This window comes from Rhodococcus sp. 852002-51564_SCH6189132-a (assembly GCF_001665495.1).
GTDB lineage: Bacteria > Actinomycetota > Actinomycetes > Mycobacteriales > Mycobacteriaceae > Rhodococcus > Rhodococcus pyridinivorans.
Genome location: NZ_LZMJ01000029.1, coordinates 96236 through 114072 on the forward strand (window position 1 = coordinate 96236; position 17837 = coordinate 114072).

The 17837-nt window shown below is 66.9% G+C and carries 18 protein-coding genes and 1 pseudogene; 8 read left to right on the plus strand and 11 right to left on the minus strand.

The features are described from left to right. The first annotated feature begins 9 nt into the window (after positions 1 to 9). Complete coding sequence (gene mqo / locus A5767_RS05975; RefSeq protein ID WP_064851900.1) at positions 10 to 1515, plus strand: malate dehydrogenase (quinone); 1506 nt, start codon at positions 10 to 12, stop codon at positions 1513 to 1515. Positions 1516 to 1524: 9 nt separating this feature from the next. Here the strand turns inward: mqo and A5767_RS05980 are convergent, their stop codons facing one another. Together A5767_RS05980 and A5767_RS05985 are read right to left on the minus strand one after the other, a co-directional pair. Continuing rightward, complete coding sequence (locus tag A5767_RS05980) at positions 1525 to 2601, minus strand: alkene reductase (RefSeq protein WP_064851901.1); 1077 nt, start codon at positions 2599 to 2601, stop codon at positions 1525 to 1527. Positions 2602 to 2682: 81 nt separating this feature from the next. Continuing rightward, positions 2683 to 3645: a helix-turn-helix transcriptional regulator gene (locus A5767_RS05985; RefSeq protein ID WP_024100892.1), complete on the minus strand. Its 963-nt coding sequence runs from the start codon at positions 3643 to 3645 to the stop codon at positions 2683 to 2685. A gap of 100 nt (positions 3646 to 3745) precedes the next feature. Here A5767_RS05985 and A5767_RS05990 point away from each other — a divergent pair, with 100 nt between their 5' ends. Further along, positions 3746 to 4294 carry a DinB family protein gene (locus A5767_RS05990; RefSeq protein WP_193903725.1) on the plus strand — a complete coding sequence of 183 codons (549 nt, stop codon included), beginning with the start codon at positions 3746 to 3748 and terminating at the stop codon, positions 4292 to 4294. Positions 4295 to 4307: 13 nt separating this feature from the next. Here the strand turns inward: A5767_RS05990 and A5767_RS05995 are convergent, their stop codons facing one another. The 5 genes from A5767_RS05995 to A5767_RS06015 form a co-directional block, all read right to left on the minus strand. Further along, on the minus strand, positions 4308 to 4688 hold the full coding sequence (locus A5767_RS05995) for a helix-turn-helix domain-containing protein (RefSeq protein ID WP_197483210.1): 381 nt from the start codon (positions 4686 to 4688) through the stop codon (positions 4308 to 4310). A gap of 198 nt (positions 4689 to 4886) precedes the next feature. Then, on the minus strand, positions 4887 to 6350 hold the full coding sequence (locus tag A5767_RS06000) for an Hsp70 family protein (protein WP_006552013.1): 1464 nt from the start codon (positions 6348 to 6350) through the stop codon (positions 4887 to 4889). Positions 6351 to 6474: 124 nt separating this feature from the next. Beyond that, entirely contained in the window at positions 6475 to 6678 is a 204-nt protein-coding gene (locus tag A5767_RS06005; protein WP_024100896.1) for a zinc-ribbon domain-containing protein, read from the minus strand. A gap of 133 nt (positions 6679 to 6811) precedes the next feature. Then, positions 6812 to 8218, minus strand: coding sequence for a cytochrome P450 (locus A5767_RS06010; protein WP_231913133.1), 1407 nt, complete (start codon positions 8216 to 8218; stop codon positions 6812 to 6814). 64 nt (positions 8219 to 8282) lie between these two features. Continuing rightward, the gene (locus A5767_RS06015) at positions 8283 to 9053 is read right to left on the minus strand and encodes an 8-oxoguanine DNA glycosylase OGG fold protein (RefSeq protein ID WP_064255589.1); all 771 of its coding nucleotides are present in this window, start codon (positions 9051 to 9053) and stop codon (positions 8283 to 8285) included. 152 nt (positions 9054 to 9205) lie between these two features. Between A5767_RS06015 and A5767_RS23305 the strand changes: the two genes are divergently transcribed. Continuing rightward, positions 9206 to 9397 (plus strand): hypothetical protein, encoded by a 192-nt coding sequence (locus tag A5767_RS23305; protein WP_064851903.1) that lies wholly within the window; start codon positions 9206 to 9208, stop codon positions 9395 to 9397. Here A5767_RS23305 and A5767_RS22500 read toward each other — a convergent pair. Further along, positions 9356 to 9859 (minus strand): annotated as a pseudogene (locus A5767_RS22500) (DUF2470 domain-containing protein); the annotation flags it as partial. The gene A5767_RS23305 and the pseudogene A5767_RS22500 sit on opposite strands and share 42 nt — an antisense overlap. Before the next feature lie 49 nt (positions 9860 to 9908). Between A5767_RS22500 and A5767_RS06025 the strand changes: the two are divergent. Together A5767_RS06025 and A5767_RS06030 are read left to right on the plus strand one after the other, a co-directional pair. Further along, a complete protein-coding gene (locus A5767_RS06025; RefSeq protein WP_064851904.1) occupies positions 9909 to 10358 on the plus strand; it encodes a cupin domain-containing protein in 450 nt (149 codons plus the stop codon). Positions 10359 to 10926: 568 nt separating this feature from the next. Next, positions 10927 to 13185: an NADP-dependent isocitrate dehydrogenase gene (locus A5767_RS06030; RefSeq protein ID WP_024100900.1), complete on the plus strand. Its 2259-nt coding sequence runs from the start codon at positions 10927 to 10929 to the stop codon at positions 13183 to 13185. Positions 13186 to 13261: 76 nt separating this feature from the next. Here the strand turns inward: A5767_RS06030 and A5767_RS06035 are convergent, their stop codons facing one another. The 3 genes from A5767_RS06035 to A5767_RS06045 form a co-directional block, all read right to left on the minus strand. Continuing rightward, the gene (locus A5767_RS06035) at positions 13262 to 13846 is read right to left on the minus strand and encodes a PadR family transcriptional regulator (RefSeq protein WP_006552020.1); all 585 of its coding nucleotides are present in this window, start codon (positions 13844 to 13846) and stop codon (positions 13262 to 13264) included. A gap of 19 nt (positions 13847 to 13865) precedes the next feature. After that, entirely contained in the window at positions 13866 to 14855 is a 990-nt protein-coding gene (locus tag A5767_RS06040; RefSeq protein WP_019289383.1) for an NAD(P)H-dependent flavin oxidoreductase, read from the minus strand. A gap of 187 nt (positions 14856 to 15042) precedes the next feature. Beyond that, positions 15043 to 16131 carry a helix-turn-helix transcriptional regulator gene (locus tag A5767_RS06045; RefSeq protein WP_019289384.1) on the minus strand — a complete coding sequence of 363 codons (1089 nt, stop codon included), beginning with the start codon at positions 16129 to 16131 and terminating at the stop codon, positions 15043 to 15045. Positions 16132 to 16218: 87 nt separating this feature from the next. On the opposite strand from A5767_RS06045, the gene A5767_RS06050 reads away from it, so the two are divergent. From A5767_RS06050 to A5767_RS06060, 3 genes are all read left to right on the plus strand, one after another. Beyond that, a complete protein-coding gene (locus A5767_RS06050; RefSeq protein ID WP_064851905.1) occupies positions 16219 to 16677 on the plus strand; it encodes a hypothetical protein in 459 nt (152 codons plus the stop codon). Beyond that, the gene (locus A5767_RS06055; RefSeq protein ID WP_019289386.1) at positions 16674 to 17078 is read left to right on the plus strand and encodes a DUF1304 domain-containing protein; all 405 of its coding nucleotides are present in this window, start codon (positions 16674 to 16676) and stop codon (positions 17076 to 17078) included. Before A5767_RS06050 ends, A5767_RS06055 begins: the two co-directional genes overlap by 4 nt. 401 nt (positions 17079 to 17479) lie before the next feature. Beyond that, a partial coding sequence (locus A5767_RS06060) for an IS110 family transposase (protein WP_156665131.1) occupies positions 17480 to 17837 on the plus strand: 358 nt, incomplete at its 3' end.

The following is a 17837-nucleotide window of genomic DNA, read 5'->3' on the forward strand; positions in this document are numbered from 1 at the left end:
AGCAGGTGAATGATGGTGGATCGGAGGCATTCTGCCGACGGAGCACAGTACGGCGACCAGGAGTACGACGCCGTCCTGATCGGCGGCGGCATCATGTCGGCAACACTGGGTGCACTGCTGACACGGCTCGAACCCGATCGGTCGATCCTCGTCCTGGAACGACTCGACGAGGTCGCGGCCGAGAGCAGCGCCCCATGGAACAACGCGGGCACCGGCCACGCAGGTCTGTGCGAACTGAACTACATGCCCGATCCCGCGGATTCGACCCGGGCCGAGGAGATCGGCGGACAGTTCCGGATCTCACGGCAGTTCTGGGAGTCCCTCGACGACCCGGGCGAGGCGACGTTCGTGAACGTGACACCGCATATGAACGTCGTCTTCGGCGAACGCGATGTGGACTATCTGCGACAGCGGCACGCCACCCTGCAACGCTCGCCGCTGTTCTCGGCCATGGAGTACAGCGAGGACCCCGACACGATCGCGCGGTGGGCACCGCTGGTGATGACCGGTCGCTCGGGCTCCGAACCGGTCGCCGCCACGCGCTACGAGGCGGGCACCGACGTCGACTTCGGTGCCCTGACACACCGACTGCTGTCGGACGCGCGTCGTCGTGGCGTCGAGCTTCGTACCGGACACGAGGTCACACGACTGCGCCGCGCCGCCAACGGGCGGTGGACCGTCTCCGGGCACACGAAGACGGGACGGTTCTCGGTCCGATCCCGGTTCGTGTTCGTCGGCGCCGGCGGGTACGCCCTGAAACTCTTGCAGAAGGCCCGGATCCCGGAGGTGCGAGGTTTCGCCGTCTTTCCCATCGGCGCGCAGTTCCTGCGCACCGGCGAGCCCGACGTGGTGTCCCAGCATGCAGCGAAGGTCTACAGCCAGGCCGACGTGGGAGCACCACCGATGTCGGTGCCGCATCTCGACAAGCGGGTCGTCGACGGCCGCGAGTGGTTGATGTTCGGGCCGTACGCCACGTTCAGCACGAGATTGCTCACACGCGGCCGGCTCACCGATCTGTTCACCACCCTGCGCCTGCACAACATCGCCCCGTTGGTGGCGGTGGGCCTGCAGAATCTGTCGCTGGTGCGCTATCTCGTCGGCCAGCTGCTCGCGTCCCGCGCGCGGAAGTTCCGGCAGCTGCAGCGATTCTGTCCCGAGGCGCGGGAGTCCGACTGGGAGTTGATCGACGCGGGGCAACGAGCTCAGCTCGTCAAACCCGATCGTCGCAGGGTCGGGGTCCTGACCTTCGGCACCGAGGTCGTGGCGAGCGCGGACGGCAGCATCGCCGGGTTGCTCGGGGCGTCGCCCGGCGCTTCGATCGCTCCGTCGGCGATGGTCGAGCTGCTGAGCACGTGTTTCCCGGATGATGTGGCGCGCTGGCGGCCGGTGCTCGAACGGATGATGCCCGACCTGTCTCGGGAGACCGAAACGACCTCGCGCGCCGAACCGAGGCTCGCCCGCGCTACAGCAGCGGCGAGAAACGGTTCGGCGCGCAAGGATCCGAGCGCCTCGTAGGGCTTACGCTCAGACGGTCTGCAGGAACGGGTAGTCGGTGTACCCCTCGGCTCCGGACGCATAGAACAGCTCCGGACGCGGTGCGTTCTCCGGCTGCCCGTCCCGCCAGCGCTCGGCCAGGTCGGGATTGGCGATCAGCGCGCGGCCGACGGCCACGGCGTCGGTGTGCGAATCGTCGATCAGCTGCACGGCCTCGTCACGCGTGGTCGGCGAGCCGAAACCGCTGTTGGCGATCACCTTGCCGCCGAAACGCTTCCGGAGCTCCTGCGCCAGATCTCCGGTCGGCTCCTTGTGCAGGACCGACAGATACGCCAGGCCCAGGGGCTGCAGGGCGTCGACCAGAGCGCCGTAGACAGCACGCACATCGTCGCGATCGGTCTCGACTGCGTCCTGGATGTTGTGCTCGGGAGAGATCCGCAACCCGACACGTCCGGCGCCGACTGCCGCCGACACGGCCTTCACGACTTCGACGACGAGGCGGATCCGGTTCTCCACCGAACCGCCGTACTCGTCGTCCCGCACATTCGATGCGGGGGAGAGGAATTCGTGCAACAGGTAGCCGTTGGCGCTGTGGACCTCGACGCCGTCGAATCCGGCATGGATCGCGCGGCGAGCCGAGGCGACGAAATCATCGACGACGGACGGGATCTCGTCGATGGTCAGCGCGTGCGGCGCAGGGTAGGGCTGCTTGCCCTGCTCGGTGTGCACCTGGCCGTCGATGGCAATCGCGCTCGGCCCGACGACACGCCGGCCACCGTTGACGTCGGGATGCGTGACGCGGCCGCCGTGCATCAACTGCAGCACGACGCGTCCGTCGCGCTCGTGCACGGCATCCGCGACACGACGCCAGCCGGCGACCTGCTCGTCGGTGACGATGCCGGGCTGACCGACGAAGGCCTGCGATTCGAAGTTCACATAGGTTCCCTCGGTGATGATCAGGCCGGCACTCGCCCGCTGACGGTAGTGCTCGACGATCAGGTCTCCGGGTACACCGGCCGAACCACCACGCAGGCGGGTCAGCGGGGCCATGACGATGCGGTTCGCGAGTTCGAGGTCTCCGAGGGCTACAGGTGTGAACAGATCCATGGGTGGCGCAACCACCCCCACCCCCGACGGCATTCCGATGCCCGGCCGATTGTGGGATGTGTCATAGCGCCGGATGGATGGTCACTTCGAGTGTTCGTCGGCGGTGACCAGCCGATTCGACCAGTTCTCCAGGTACTCGACGAACTCCGGTGGCGACGCGCCGAGCAGCCGCCCACCGGACATACCCACGGCGAATACCGCCCAGTCCATGCTGTCGGCGTCCACCTCGATCCGGCACCGTTCGGAGTCGATCGCGATCACCTCGGCCCACTGACCGATCCGGCGGCGCACCTCGTGCTCCGACGCCTCCAGTTCGGCGCTGACCTTCACCTGGGAGCGGCTGCGGATGCCGCGTTCGACGAAGGCCGCGGCGTCGCCGCCGGGCAGCTCGCGTTGTCGGAAACGCATCCCGGTGGCCGTGGTCTCGGCCATGCGGTCGAGCCGGAAGCTGCGCCAGTCACCGCGGTCGAGGTCGTAGCCGACGAGATACCAGCGTCGCCCGAGGGAGACGAGCTGCCGGGGTTCGACGCGCCGGCCCGTCGCGGTGCCATCGGCGGCGGTGTACTCGAAGACGATGCGTTCGTCGTCGCGGCAGGCGCGCGCGACGGTGACGAGTTGCTGCGAATCGGTCGCGCGGGTCGCCCAGGGGATATCGGCGGAGACCGTCGCCGCATCGATCGCCTCCACCTGGCGTCGCAGTCGCGGCGGCATCACCTGGATGACCTTGGCCAGCGCGCGCACGGAGATCTCGGCGATCCCGGTGATCGAGGTCTGGGCCGCGGTGAGTAGGCCGACCGCGAGCGCGACCGCTTCGTCGTCGTCGAGAGCCAGTGGTGGCAACGACGCGCCCGGCGCGAGCTGATACCCACCGCCGACCCCGCGATCGGACCGCACCGGATATCCGAGATCGCGGAGCCGTTCGATGTCGCGGCGCAGGGTGCGCAACGAGACGCCCATCCGGTCGGCGAGTTCGGCGCCGAGCCAGTAGCGGTGGGTCTGCAACAGCGACAGAAGCCGCAGGATGCGGGAGCTCGTGTCGGACATGACCTCATTCTTCCGCACCTGCCGACCTATAAGTGACAGGAACTGGCACCAATGGCTCGTAGCGTAGATCTTGCCGGATCACGACGACGAGGAGCACCCGATGACCGAGAGCACCACCACCCGGAACGCCACCCCGACCCTCGACCAGGAACGCCGGGATCTGCTGTCAAGCCTCGCCCACGCTCGGCACTTCCTGCGGTTCACGGCCCGCGATCTCACCACCGAACACGCGTCGCAGCGAACGACGGTGAGCAACTTGACGATCGGTGGTCTCATCAAGCACGTCACCGAGGTCGAGCGGGGTTGGGCGGATTTCCTCGTGGTCGGAGCCGACTACATGGAGAAGGATTTCACCGAGTGGACCGAAGAGGATTTCGCCGAACGCGACAAGGACTTCCAGCTGCAGCCCGGTGAGACCCTCGAAGGTGCGCTGCGCGCTTACGACGAGGTGGCGGCCCGAACCGACGAGTTGGTGCGCACGCTGCCGTCGCTGGACGTCGTCCACGAACTCCCCAAGGCCCCCTGGAACATCGAGGACGCCTGGTCGGTGCGTCGCGCGCTGCTGCACATCGTCGCCGAGACGACGCAGCACGCCGGACACGCCGACATCATCCGCGAGTCCCTCGACGGATCGAAGTCGATGGGATGAACCGGAGGTCGCGCTAGCGCCGGCCAGTGTCGCGCATCAACTCGGCGAGCTCCGTGCGGTCGGAGACGCCGAGTTCGGTGCACGCCCGGTAGATGTGCCCCTCGACGGTGCCGACCGGCACCACGAGCCGGTCGGCGATCTGCCGGTTGGACAGCCCGGCGGTGACCATTGCGGCGAACTCCCGTTCCGGGCTGGTCAAGGGGAGTGGGCGGGCCGCTTCGTCCAGCGCAGGCGACGAGGCGTGATCGCATCGCGCAGCCAGTGCCGCGGCCGCGGCGGCGGCTTCGACGGACCGTTGGGTGTCGGCGTGGTCGCGGTACGCGATCGGGGCCAGGGCGTGGGCATCGGCCGCGTCGGCGAGTGCCCCCAGCGCCTCGAAGGTCTCCGCGGCCACGGTCGGTCCCCGGCCGTCCGCCTCCGCGGAAGCGGATCCTGCCGCCCGCGTCGCCGGTTCGCACCGGACCCGAGACGAACCGGTTCCATATCGCGCGACTGATTCCTAGTCCGCGGGTGGCCCGGTGGTGGCAGCGACTGCTGCCTCATCCGGAACCCGAGACGGCGCGCCGCACCGCGGCGGTCTGCGGCTGATTGATCAGAACCCGGGAATGCTGGGCAGCTGCGGGAGCTGGATCTGCGGAGGCGGCGGCAGCTCGAACTGGGGGAGCCCGGGGACCATTGGGGCCGGCTCCGGTTCGAGTGACGGCACCGAGGTGTCGGCTGCCGCATCGTCCTGCGCGCCGGTGGTGATGGGGACCTGCGCGGAGGTCTCCGCCGTCGTCTGCGGCCGGTAGGTGCTGCGGGTCTCGCTGCGATCGATGGCCGTCGACTGCTCGTCCGACACTGCCGGGACGGTTTCCGGCGCGGGCGATGCGTCCGTGGTGGTCGTGGGCCGCGGTTCCGCTGCCGGTTGCGCCGGTGGCTCCTGCGTCTCCTGGTGCGTGGAGGTGGGCTGCGGATCGCGACCGGAACTCTGCAGCAGGTCGACACCGAGGCCGATCGCCGCTGCGACGACGACGGCACCACCGGCGAGCAGGAGGCGTCGACGGTTCCGCGGCTGCGCGGGCGTCTCGGTCTCCTGCCGGATGTCGGGGGCAGCGAAGCTTGCGGTCGGTGCGTCCGGCGCGACCAGCTGCGGGGCGAACTGTACGGTCTCGGTGAACTCCGTCGGCGCAGCGAACTCCGCCGTCTCGACGACCTTCGCAGTGTCCGGGCGGGCGAGGAGCGCCGCGCCTTCGGCCGCCACGAGTTCGGGCTGCGAGGGCACGATCACCGGAATGTCGAGCCACGACTCCATCACGGCGGTGACCAGTGGAATGTTCGCTCCGCCTCCGATGAGCACCGCGGCGTCGGGAGTGCGTCCCGAGCGGCGGATGACGTCGAGGGTGAGGCGGGCCGAGGCCTTCACGGGTCCGTCGATGAGCGAATCGAAACTGGCCTGCGAGAGCAGTAGCAGACCCCCCTCGCCGGGCATGCACACCGCGTCCTTCGAGGACAGCTGCTCCTTCGCGTCGCGGCACCGGGCGGTGAGGGCCCGCTGCGCCGCCATGTCGGCCGGCTCGGCGAAGCGCTGCAGTTCGACGTGGTGGTCGTAGATCAGGTGGTCGACGAGGTCGCCGCTGATCCGGTCCGAGCGTGCCGTGCTCAATGCGATGCGGGTGCCCCGATCGACGACGGTGACGGTGAGGCCCGAGCTGCCGAGGTCGTAGAACACGAGTGTCTCGTGGTCGTCGAGATCTCCTGTGGTTTCCAGCATTTCGAGCGCGGCGGTCACTTCCGGGACGAGCCGGAAGTTGTCGATGTCCAGGCGGCTCATCGCGCCCTGGACGAAATCGGCCTGCGTCTCGTTCTGGTAGGCGACTCCGATGGCGCGCACCTGCTCGATCTCGTCGGTCTCGGCGAGCATCGTCTCGATGGACTCCGCAGCCAGCTCGGCCGGCCGGTCGAGCAGGGCGGGCATCGAGTGGGATCCGAAGACGGGGCTGTCGAGGCTCCCGGTGTCACGTCGCGCAAAGCGCACCGCGCTGGCACCGACCGAGACACCGAGAACTGTAGTCACGACGCCGACTATAACGGTTCGGTCACGGTCTGCACGCCGGAGGCGGGCGGTGCCTGGATGACGGCACGTCTCCGAACGGCAGCCGAGGACGTTCGTGGCCTTCGCCGATCCCGACTGACCGGGCTCACATCTCCACGGCGGTACCGCAGATCCCGCACTGCTCCAACTGTCGGCGGCCCCACCGCGCGACCGGCACGAAGAACAGCGTGAACTGCTTGGACTCCCGGATCCGGAGCCACTGCGTGGTGTTGTGGCAGCGCGGACACGTCCGGTTCTGCCCTGGACCGAGATTCTGTCGCTTGGTGCCGAAGCCGAAGAGAAGGAACATCGTCCGAGCATAGAGCGATGACGTGTGGTCTTTCAGTGCATGATCGGAAGGATCGCCGTGCTCGTCGCCACCGATCGGCCAGCCTCTGTCGACGACCCGACCGCCGTCCCTCTTGCCGGGGCGACGCGACGGATCAGGCGGGGGAGAGCCGCACCCGTAGGTCACGGGGCTTCAATGTGATCGCCTCGTGAACGTCGAGTTCGTAGCCCGGTTCCGGAGCGAAGTCGTACCGCCGGATCAGCGACGCGAGCGTGAGCACCGCCTCGTGCAGCGCGAACTGCCGACCGATACAGGCCCGGATGCCGGTGCCCCACGGTTTGAAGATGTGCGCCGGCCGTTTGCGCACGGCCGCGGGCTCGAACCGGTCCGGGTCGAACCGCTCGGGATCGTCGCCCCACAGCGGGTCGCGGTGCAGTTGCGGCAACAGCACGAACACCCACGAACCCTTCGGCAGCGTCCGTCCGCCGAGGGTGGTCTCACCACGTACCTTGCGGAAATAACCCGGGGCGGCCGGCCACAACCGCAGCGTCTCGTCCACCACCCGCCGCACATACCGCAGCTTGGCGACCTGCTCGTACCCGATCCGGCCGTCGGCACCGACGACCTCGGCGATCTCGGCCCGCGCCTTCGCCACCACCTCGGGATGTCGGCTCAGGAAATGGACCGCGAACCCCAGGGTGGCCGCGGTGGTCTCGTTACCCGCGACCAGGAAGGTCAGCACCTGATTGCGGATCGACTCCGGGGTGAGTTGCTCGCCGGTGTCGGGATCGACGGTGTGCATCATCAGGTCCAGCAGATCGCCGTGCTGCTCGCCGGAGCGCATCCGCTCCTCGACGATGCGATCGACCGTCTCCTGCATCAGCGCGATGTCGTGTTCATGCTGCTCCCTGGCACTGCGGCCGAACAGTGTCCGGAGGATCGGGATGTCGTTCGACGAACGGTTGATGTACTCGAGCGCCCGGCTCATCGCCGCGATGAACGGATCGGGTTCGGTGCGGCCGAACGAGTCGAAGTCGTAGCTGAAGCCGCACCGGCCGATGACGTCGAAGGTCAGCGACGTCATGCTCTTCGGCACGTCCACATACTCGCCGTCGGCCGCTGCGCTGTCCCAGCTGTCGACCAGTCGGTCGACGACGGTGAGCATCGAGTCGTGATAGCCACGCATCGCGGCCTGGCTGAAGCCAGGCCCGAGGATGTTGTGGGCTTTGCTCCAGTTCGGTTCGGAGTTGAACGCGGTGAACAGTCCGTCGCCGGCGATGACGCGAAGCTTGCGCAGCGGCTTGCCGAGGAACTTCGCCCACTTCTCCTCGTCGTTGACCTCGCGCACCAGATCGGCGCCCGAGACCACGATCAACCGGTGCTGCAGGATCTTGCGTTCGAAGATCCCACCGAGTTCCTGTGCCATCTGCATCTCACGCTGAACCGGCTTGGCCACGTCGATGCTGAGCAGATCACCCACCAGCGGAAGTCTCCATCGCGGCTGTGGAATCGGCTGCGCGCCGGTCGTCATGGTGATGCTCGTCGTAGTCGGTGACCCCATTCTGCGAGTGTGCATCAGCCTCCACGGGACGATTCGGGCGGCCTCACCGCGACGCCCAAGAGGATCAGAACAATCGCGGAGTCGCGTGCGACCCGTCCCGGGCTTCGCAGATTCGGGCGTGCCACCGGTCGACGAGCCACATCTCGACCATCTCCGGACGCGTGGCGATCAACGACGCCCACATGTTGAGGAGTTCGAGGTACCGGTGATAGCGCCGCAGCGTGAAGTCGGCGACCGACGGATCCTCGAGCCACCCTTCGTGGATGAGCGTCGACACCGCGTGCTGATCGAGAAGTTGCGCCGGGCCCGCCTCGGTCCGCACCTCGACCGCCCACAGATAGGTCGCCAGGAGCGATACGCCGACGCCGGGGGTGTCCGGCCATCCGGACCAGGTCTGCCGCGCGGTGTCGGGTAGCGACTTGGTCTTCGCGCAGTAGTCGAGGACTCCCTTGATCTTGGTGAACCGGTGCCGGTCCTTCGGGGCGTGTGCGTCGCGGACGTCCGGAAAACGTCGGGCACCGCGTCGTCGCGGATGTGCGCTGCGCCAGGCCGCGCACAGGAACAACAGCCCCAGACCGGCGTGGTCGGCTTCGATCAGTTCACTGTCGAGGCGGAGGTCGTTGCGTTGGACGATCGCGTCGCCGTCGTCGATGATCCGTCCGTCGAGATTCCGTCCCCGGAGGCGGATATCGTGCCCGGTCCGTTCGAGGTGGCTGTTCCACCATTTGAGGTCGACAGTGACGCCCTCGTCGAGCACCTGCAGGTCGAACGAGCGTGCCCGGCACCACTCGGAGCACGCTTGCGGAGGCTCGAACCCCTGGTCGTACGGATGCATTCTGTGGACATTGCCACGAGTGGGCGGCGATTCCCGGGCAGGACACGCGTGTGGGGCCGACCTGTTCCCCGCCTGTAGCAGCACGTGGGCCGCCACGACCGTCCGAGGATATCGGTGGACCGGAACGACGCGGCGAAGAGAGCGTGAACCGCATGAGACCCTTCGATGTCACCGACGCCCTCGCGCTCGCCGCCCGGCACGACCTGCACCTGTCGGCCCACGGCGTCACGGTGAACGAGGCGGGACTCGACTACCGTGTCGCCCTCGCCGCCGACGTCGATGCAGACGGACGTGTCCACGACGGTCTGGCGGTGCGCCGCGCGAGCAAAAGCAACTGTTGCTGAGCGCAATTCGTAGTCGGAGTCGGGCGGTGACAGATAGCCGGCATGCGTCATGGCTCGCCCACGCGGCGTGGTGACATCGAGGTCGAGGCCGTATCGGTCGGCTCCGACACAGGTTGCCGCCGCCGCATCCGGGAACCCGCCGAGCTTCCGGGCCATCGCCAGCAGCGCGTCGGCGTGATCGTCGTTGAGATGCGCGATCGCACGAGCTGCCGACGGGGTCACAGAATCCGGCAATGCTTCGGCATAGTCCTCGGCGGTGGCCGGATCCATCCGCCCGTACCCACCGACCCAGCGCACGCGCCGAACCCGAAGAACCCAGAGCGTGAAGTCGCTGAAATCGATGTACACGCGGGTCCCGGGGACAGCGGCCAGGTGGGCTTCGCGCGCGGCGGCCAGTTCCTCGCCTTCGGGCCGCTCGACGTACCCGGCGACAGTGACGCGGGTGCAGGCGAGCGGGTCGCAATGCGAGCTGTCCTGCAGCAGTGTCGTGTAGACGGTAGCGTCCGTGCGCATGAAGCGCTCTGTGCAGGGTGTACTCGCGGCGACGGCATGTGCAGTAGCGGTGGCGATACCCGGGTGGGCCTACGCCACTCCGAGCGAGGGCATCTCAGGGGTGACATGGGTGGACATCGAGGTGCCACCGGGACTGCTGCCGTTCGTACCCGACGGCGTGCACGCCGTGGCCCGGGAGATCACCATCGAACCGGGCGGTAGCACCGGTTGGCACTATCACGATGGTCCCGTGCTCGGCATCGTGCGGGCCGGCACCTTGACGCATCCTGAAGGAGACTGCGAGCCTGTCACGTTCGAGACCGGTGATTTCATCAACGAACCCTCGGGTCGGGACCATCTGCACGTCGGTCGCAATCTCGGCACGGAACCGGTGATCCTCGACGTGGTGTACCTCGTGCCGATCGGGTCGCCGCTGTTCGAGGATGTTCCCGCGCCCGCCTGCGATTGATGTCGGAGTAGTGGCGGGCTCCTGTCGGTAAACGCTCGGGTGGAGTCGTCGGCGAGAAATGTGAAGTACTTCATCGGGACGCAGGCGTGCGGTTCCCTCTCGGGTCCGCGGTCGTCTCCCCCAAGCAACGATCGACGAACCTCGATTCTCGACGGAACGATCGTCCTCGCCGACAGCATCTTCCGGCGTCGGCATTCGAGCCGCGATCGGGCGGACGAGGGATCGCAGTCCGGTTCGACAACGGAATCGCTTGTGACAGTAGTCTTCCCACTGCTTGTGAAGACTTCTTTCCTGACGGCGATGCTGTGCGCCGGTCGCACCCGCGTTACGACAGGTCGAGGGGCCATCGAAGCGGTGGCTCGCAGGACTGCGGCGTTCTCGGTCGCGAGCGGACATGAGGTCGACGGTTGGGCGCCGGAGGGGCCGTCGAAGCCTGTCGGCGGAGTTCGAGTTACCGGCGAGTAAATGTCGTTCTCGAGTTCTCGCACGTAGCCTGATACCCGATGCAATCCCGCACGCGGAGCATTTCGTGAGGCGGACCGGACCGACGTAGGGAGTCGAGACAAGAATGAGCGCCGACAAGCAGTCGACCATTATCTATACGTTGACCGACGAGGCGCCGTTGCTTGCGACCTACGCCTTCCTGCCGATCGTGCGTACCTTCGCTGGAGCCGCGGGCATCGAGGTCGAGACCAGCGACATCTCGGTGCCGGCGCGGATCCTGGCCGAGTTCCCCGAGCACCTCACGGAAGAGCAGCGCGTCCCGGACAACCTGGCCGAGCTGGGTCGTCTGACGCAACTGCCCGAGACCAACATCATCAAGCTGCCCAACATCAGTGCGTCCGTGCCGCAGCTCCTGGCTGCCATCAAGGAACTGCAGAGCAAGGGCTACCAGGTCCCGGATTTCCCGGACGCCCCGAAGACGGACGAAGAGCGTGCCATCCGGGAGCGCTACGGCAAGATTCTCGGCAGTGCGGTCAACCCTGTCCTGCGTGAGGGCAACTCCGATCGGCGCGCACCCCGGGCGGTGAAGGAGTACGCCCGTAAACACCCGCACAGCATGGGCGAGTGGTCGATGGCCTCACGCAGCCACGTCGCGCACATGCGGCACGGCGACTTCTACCACGGCGAGAAGTCGATGACGCTGGACCGGGCGCGCAAGGTCCGGATGGAGCTGGTCACCAAGGATGGCGAGACGATCGTCCTCAAGCCCGAAGTGGAGCTGGGTGAGGGCGACATCATGGACAGCATGTTCATGAGCAAGAAGGCGTTGCTCGAGTTCTACGAGGAGCAGATGGAGGATGCGCGCAAGACGGGCGTGATGTTCTCCCTTCACGTCAAGGCGACGATGATGAAGGTCTCGCACCCCATTGTCTTCGGCCACGCGGTGAAGACCTTCTACAAGGACGCCTTCGCCAAGCATCAGAAGCTGTTCGACGAATTGGGCGTCAACGTCAACAACGGTCTCGGCGACCTGTACGACAAGATCGAGACGCTGCCCAGTACGCAGCGCGACGAAATCAAGCAGGACCTGCACAACTGCCATGAGCACCGTCCCGAATTGGCCATGGTCGATTCCGCACGCGGCATCTCCAACTTCCATTCCCCCAGCGATGTCATCGTGGATGCCTCGATGCCCGCAATGATTCGCTCGGGCGGCAAGATGTACGGCGCCGACGGACGACCCAAGGACGTCAAGGCGGTCATGCCGGAGTCCACTTTCGCGCGCATCTACCAGGAGATCATCAACTTCTGTAAGACCAACGGCGCGTTCGACCCGACGACCATGGGTACCGTTCCCAACGTCGGTCTCATGGCGCAGAAGGCCGAGGAGTACGGCTCGCACGACAAGACCTTCGAAGTTCCGGAGGCGGGCGAGGCCAACTTCGTCGATGCCGAGACCGGTGAGGTGCTGCTCACCCAGCACGTCGAGGCGGGTGACATCTGGCGCATGTGCACCGTCAAGGACGCGCCGATCCGCGACTGGGTCAAGCTCGCGGTCACCCGGGCACGCAACTCCGGTATGCCGGTCCTGTTCTGGCTCGACCCGTACCGCCCCCACGAGAACGAGTTGATCAAGAAGGTCGAGCTGTACCTGCAGGATCATGACACCGATGGCCTCGACATCCACATCATGTCGCAGGTGCGCTCGATGCGGTACACGCTGGAGCGGCTGAACCGCGGAATGGACACCATCGCCGCGACCGGCAACATCCTGCGTGACTACCTCACCGACCTGTTCCCCATCCTCGAGCTCGGTACGAGCGCCAAGATGCTGTCGATCGTGCCGCTGATGGCGGGTGGCGGCCTCTACGAGACGGGCGCCGGCGGGTCGGCGCCCAAGCACGTCAAGCAGTTGGTGGAGGAGAACCACCTGCGCTGGGATTCGCTCGGTGAGTTCCTGGCGTTGGCCGTAAGCCTGGAGGACCTCGGCATCAAGACCGGCAACGAGCGCGCCAAGATCGTGGCGAACGCGCTCGATGCAGCGACCGGCAAGCTGCTGGAGACGAACAAGAGCCCGTCGCGCAAGGTCGGCGAGCTCGACAACCGGGGCAGCCAGTTCTACCTCGCGATGTACTGGGCACAGGAGCTTGCCGCGCAGACCGAGGATCCGGAACTCGCAGAACAGTTCGCCCCGCTGGCCGAGGCACTGGCCAGGGACGAGGACACGATCGTGCGAGAGTTGAACGAGGTGCAGGGCGCGCCGGTCGACATCGGCGGCTACTACCGGCCGGACAGGGACAAGACCGTGGCCGTGATGCGGCCGAGTCGGACCTTGATCACCGCGCTGACGGCAGTCGACCCTGAGGCCGGAAACGCACCGTGACAGGGAGACCTGCATCCGTGTAGACAAGCCGGCCTCTCTCGCGTGGTACGCCTCGGCCCGGTTCTCGTGTTCCGGTCTACGGGACCGTTCCGCTGCGGTCGGCGGAGGAATCCGGTGTCGGGTCGAGCCGGTCGATCGTGTCGAGCGCCTCGTCCAGCCAGGTCAGCCACGTTTCTTCGAGGAGGATGCCGAGGCGGAGCACGAGATGTTGCAGGGTGCTCCGCGCGTCGCCCCGGACCTCGACGAAGTCGCGTTGCTCGATGGCACGATACTGCTCGAGCATCGCCGTCCGGTAGGCGCGTTGATGTTCCAGCGCGGGACGCGCGGCGTCGGGATCGTCGAGCGCCGCGGCCGCGCGCAGGCGCACGGAGACACCGGAGCGCACCACGTCCGGATCCTCGATCTCGGAGATCCAGCCGCGCAGCAGTCGGCGACCGTCCGCTGTGATGGTGAAACGTCGGGGCTGACCGCGACCGGGTTTTCCGTCCGTCGGGACTTCACGGATCAGGTCGCCCGCCCGCATCCGGTCCAGTTCTCGGTAGATCTGCTGGTGGGTCGCGGGCCAGAAGTACCCGATCGACCGGTCGAAGCGCCGCGTCAGTTCCAGTCCGGTGCTGTCGCGCTCGACCAGTGCGGTGAGGATGGCGAACCTGAGAGACACCGCGTCAGCCTAGGTCACGCTATCCGGCGTCGATCATGGCGACTCGGCGTCGTTCGAGGGACGTCCACGCCAGCTCGTATTCGTCGCGGAGTCGTTGGACGAGCTCGCGGGCGGGGACGACGGACTCGATCGCGCCGAGGCCCTGGCCGGCGCCCCAGATGTCGCGCCAGGCCTTGGCGCCGGTGTTGCCACCGGACCCGAAGTTCATGGCGGACGGATCGGACTCGGGGAGGTCGTCGGGGTCGAGTCCGGCGGCGACGATGCTTCCCCGCAGGTAGTTGCCGTGCACGCCGGTGAACAGGTTGCTGTAGACGATGTCCTTGGCGGTGCTGTCGACGATCATGTTCTTGTAGTCGTCGGCGCTGCGGGCCTCCTCGGTGGCGAGGAAGGCTGTGCCGGCGTAGGCGAGGTCGGCACCGGCGGCCTGGGCAGCGAGGATCGAGCGGCCGTGGGCGATGGAGCCGGACAGCAGCAGGGGGCCGTCGAACCACCGGCGGATCTCCTGGAGCAATGCGAACGGTGACTGCGTCCCGGCGTGGCCGCCGGCGCCTGCGGCGACGGCGACGATGCCGTCCGCGCCCTTGTCGATCGCCTTGTGCGCGAACTCGTTCGAGATCACGTCGTGGAGGACGATGCCGCCGTAGGAGTGAACAGCCTCGTTGACCTCCTCTCGGGCACCGAGCGAGGTGATCACAATGGGGACCCGATGCTCGACGATCACCTCGAGGTCCTGCTCGAGTCGCTCGTTGGAGCGGTGCACGATCTGGTTGACGGCGAACGGCGCGACGTACTCCTCGGGGTGGCGCACCGCGTAGTCGGCGTTGCTCTCGGTGATCTGCTGCAGCCAGTCGACAAGCATCGACTGGGGACGGGCGTTGAGTGCCGGGAACGACCCGACGACTCCGGCCTGGCACTGGGCGGACACCAGTTCCGGTCCCGACGCGATGAACATCGGGGAAGCGACCAGGGGCAGGCTCAGCGGGCCGGACAGGATCGGTGGCAGCGTCATGGTGTGTTCCTTCTTCGTCTGGGGCGGTCCCTCTCACGCCAGACTATGTGCAACAAGGTGCAAAAAACAACGGGCCGACGTCACCTGCTCTGGAACAGAGGGATTTCGGGCGTGGCAGCTGCATGCACCGAGTGGCACTGTGGCATACAACGAGCAACCCCGCTCAATGTGTAGTGAGCGTGATCGCTCAGTGCGCGGACCTGATCGTCGGCGTGTATGGGGGCGACAGGGACGGTCGGGGCATCTGCCGGCCGGCCAACCGAGCGACGAGTTCCGCGCGACTACCCGCCCCTGTCTTCGCATAGACGGATTTGAGATGGTCGTGCACCGTGTTCGGCGTGATGCCCCGGTGCCGAGCGATCTCGGCCGTCGACAGTCCGTTCAGCACGTCGGTGCACACTTCGCACTCGCGGGCGGTCAGCGCGTACGCGGCGAACAGCATGTCTGTGAGTTCACTGTCGGCCGCGGGTTCGATGGTGACCGCCGTGCGGGCCTCGTCGCCGTCGGCGCTCAACGGCGCCGCACGGACGACGATCCAGCCTCCGCCGTCGTTGCGGATACGTGCCCGGAACACCCCGGTCGTACTCGCCCGAGCCCCGAATGTTGCCGCCCGCAACAGCAGCGCCAGTCGCACCGGACCGGCGAGCCGATCCTCCCAGATCCGCGCCGCGACCGTCGATGCGACCGGCTCACCCGCGGGATCCGTCACGATCACGGCAGGACCGGGATCGGCTCCGGGGCGTGCGTGCAGGGTATGGACGGCGGCCACCCGGGTCGCAACCGCCACCGCCGGTGCGGTCATTGTCAGGAACTCCAGTTCCCGATCCGTGAAGTCCGGACCCGAGCGGACGAAACCGGCCGCTCCCCAACACAACCCGTCCACTGTGAAGACGACTCGCACCTCGCGGTCGAGTCCGAGTGGACGCCATACCGCAGCGTTCCGGAGGCTGTGGGCGACTTCGGTCGACGGTAGATCCGAGGCCCGCACCACTGTTCGTCCACTGCGGGCGATGTCTGCGAAGGTTGCGGGATCGTGTCCACCGCATTCCGATTCCGCGAGCAGTGGCTCGTACTCACCGGGAATGCGGTTGCGCCCACTGGTCATCGAACCGAACGCCAGGGTCAGGGGATCGAACAGTGCCCAGCACGTCAAGTCGCTGCGTACGGTGCGATCGACCAGTTCGATGGCACGCTGGTGCAGTGCGGTGACGCCGACGCCGGTGCCCGCGAACTCCAGGATCTCGCGGCGTAGGCGCTCCGCCCGCACTTCGAGCATGAACCCAGTATGCGCTGGATCCGGAAGACGGAGCATCCCCGATTCAGGGGATGGTCCGGCTGTTTCCGGATCCATAGCGTCGCAGTTGTGTCCACGATCGATGTCCAACGTGCCAGTACGGGCGGGCAATTGTCGGTGCCGGATGCCGTCGTCACCGTGCTGTCGTCCGGTGAACAGACCGGCGACGCCTACGAGCTCATGCTGGTCGAGGCGCCCTGCAGCAGCCCACCGCCGCTGCACTCCGAGCCCTGGCTCAAGACCTACCACCTGCTGCGCGGCCGGATCCTCGTCCTCCTCGACGGCGAGGGCTGCGAACTCGCCGCCGGTGACACGCTCACCATCGCGGCGGGAACGATGAACAGCTTCTCGGTGCTCACCGACGACGCGGCCTTTCTCCTCGTCTGCTCCGGGACCGGGATGAGCGGTTCCTTCACCGACCTCGACGCGCTGGGGGAGGAGCACCTGCCCGAGGATGCACTGATGAGCAGGTTCGGGCAGATCGCCACCCGTTACGGAATCCGATTCGCCGAGGAGGTCTCGCCATGATCGTCGTTGCGCAACTCGCGGCCCTGGTCGCTGCCGCGGTGCACCTGATGGTCTTCGTGTGGGAGACGATCCTGTTTCGCCGTCCGAGCATCCACTGGGGCGTGTTCCGCGTCCCCGCTGCGGATGTTCCACCGGTGCGGATGTGGGCGTTCAACGTCGGCTTCTACAACCTCTTCCTCGGATCCGGAGCGCTCGCCGGCATGATCCTGTGGTGGACCGGGCACGAAACCCCGGGCCGCACCCTCGTCGTCTACACGTGCGCGTTCATGTTCCTGGCCGGCATGGCATTGTTCGCCTCGGACCGGATGGCGATGAGCCGTCCACGAGGTACCGGGGTGGTGGGGTCGCTGTGTCAGAGCGTGCCGTCGCTGGTCGCGCTCGTAGCGCTGGCGCTGGCGTAGAAGCGGCGCGGCCGACGATTTGGTGTTCTCGACCTCGCTCAGCGCGGTCGAGAACACCGGATTCGTGGCATGCGTGAGGGTGAACCCGGTGCACGGTAGCCGACTTGGGTGGCTTCAACCCCGATCTCCGGGGTCGAAGCCACCCTAACGCAACTACCCATCTAGCCAAATTGTCCCTGGTGGGACGCCCGTTCCGGGCTGAAAATGGTGTGGTGGTCGCCCGTCGACGCCGTCGTTCTATGGTCCTTCGAGGCCGTCATCTAGCCGGGCGTTGGGGATCACCCTGTGGGCCCTTCACTGTTGCCGTCGATCGTCGAGCACGGGGATTAGATTCCGTTTTCCCTGGTGACCCCACGGGCGATCACCCCGATCAATCGGTGTGAGTCGGTGAGGAGAACACGATGCTGGTCGAGTCCCACGACGAGGAACAGCTCATCGCCCGGGTCGCTGCCCTCGATATCGGCAAGGCCGAGGTGGTGTGCTGTATCCGCGTCCCGGCAGCGCACGACCGCAAGCGACGGATGCAGGAGGTGTCCACGCATACGACGGTGACGCGGGCGTTGACCGAACTGGCGAACCATCTGGTCGACCTCGGTGTCGAGCGGGTGGTGATGGAAGCAACCAGCGACTACTGGAAGCCGGTGTTCTACCTGCTCGAGGCGCACGGGCTCGACCCGTGGCTGGTCAATGCCCGCGACGTCAAGCACCTGCCGGGACGCCCGAAGACCGATGTGCTCGATTCGGTGTGGTTGTGCAAGG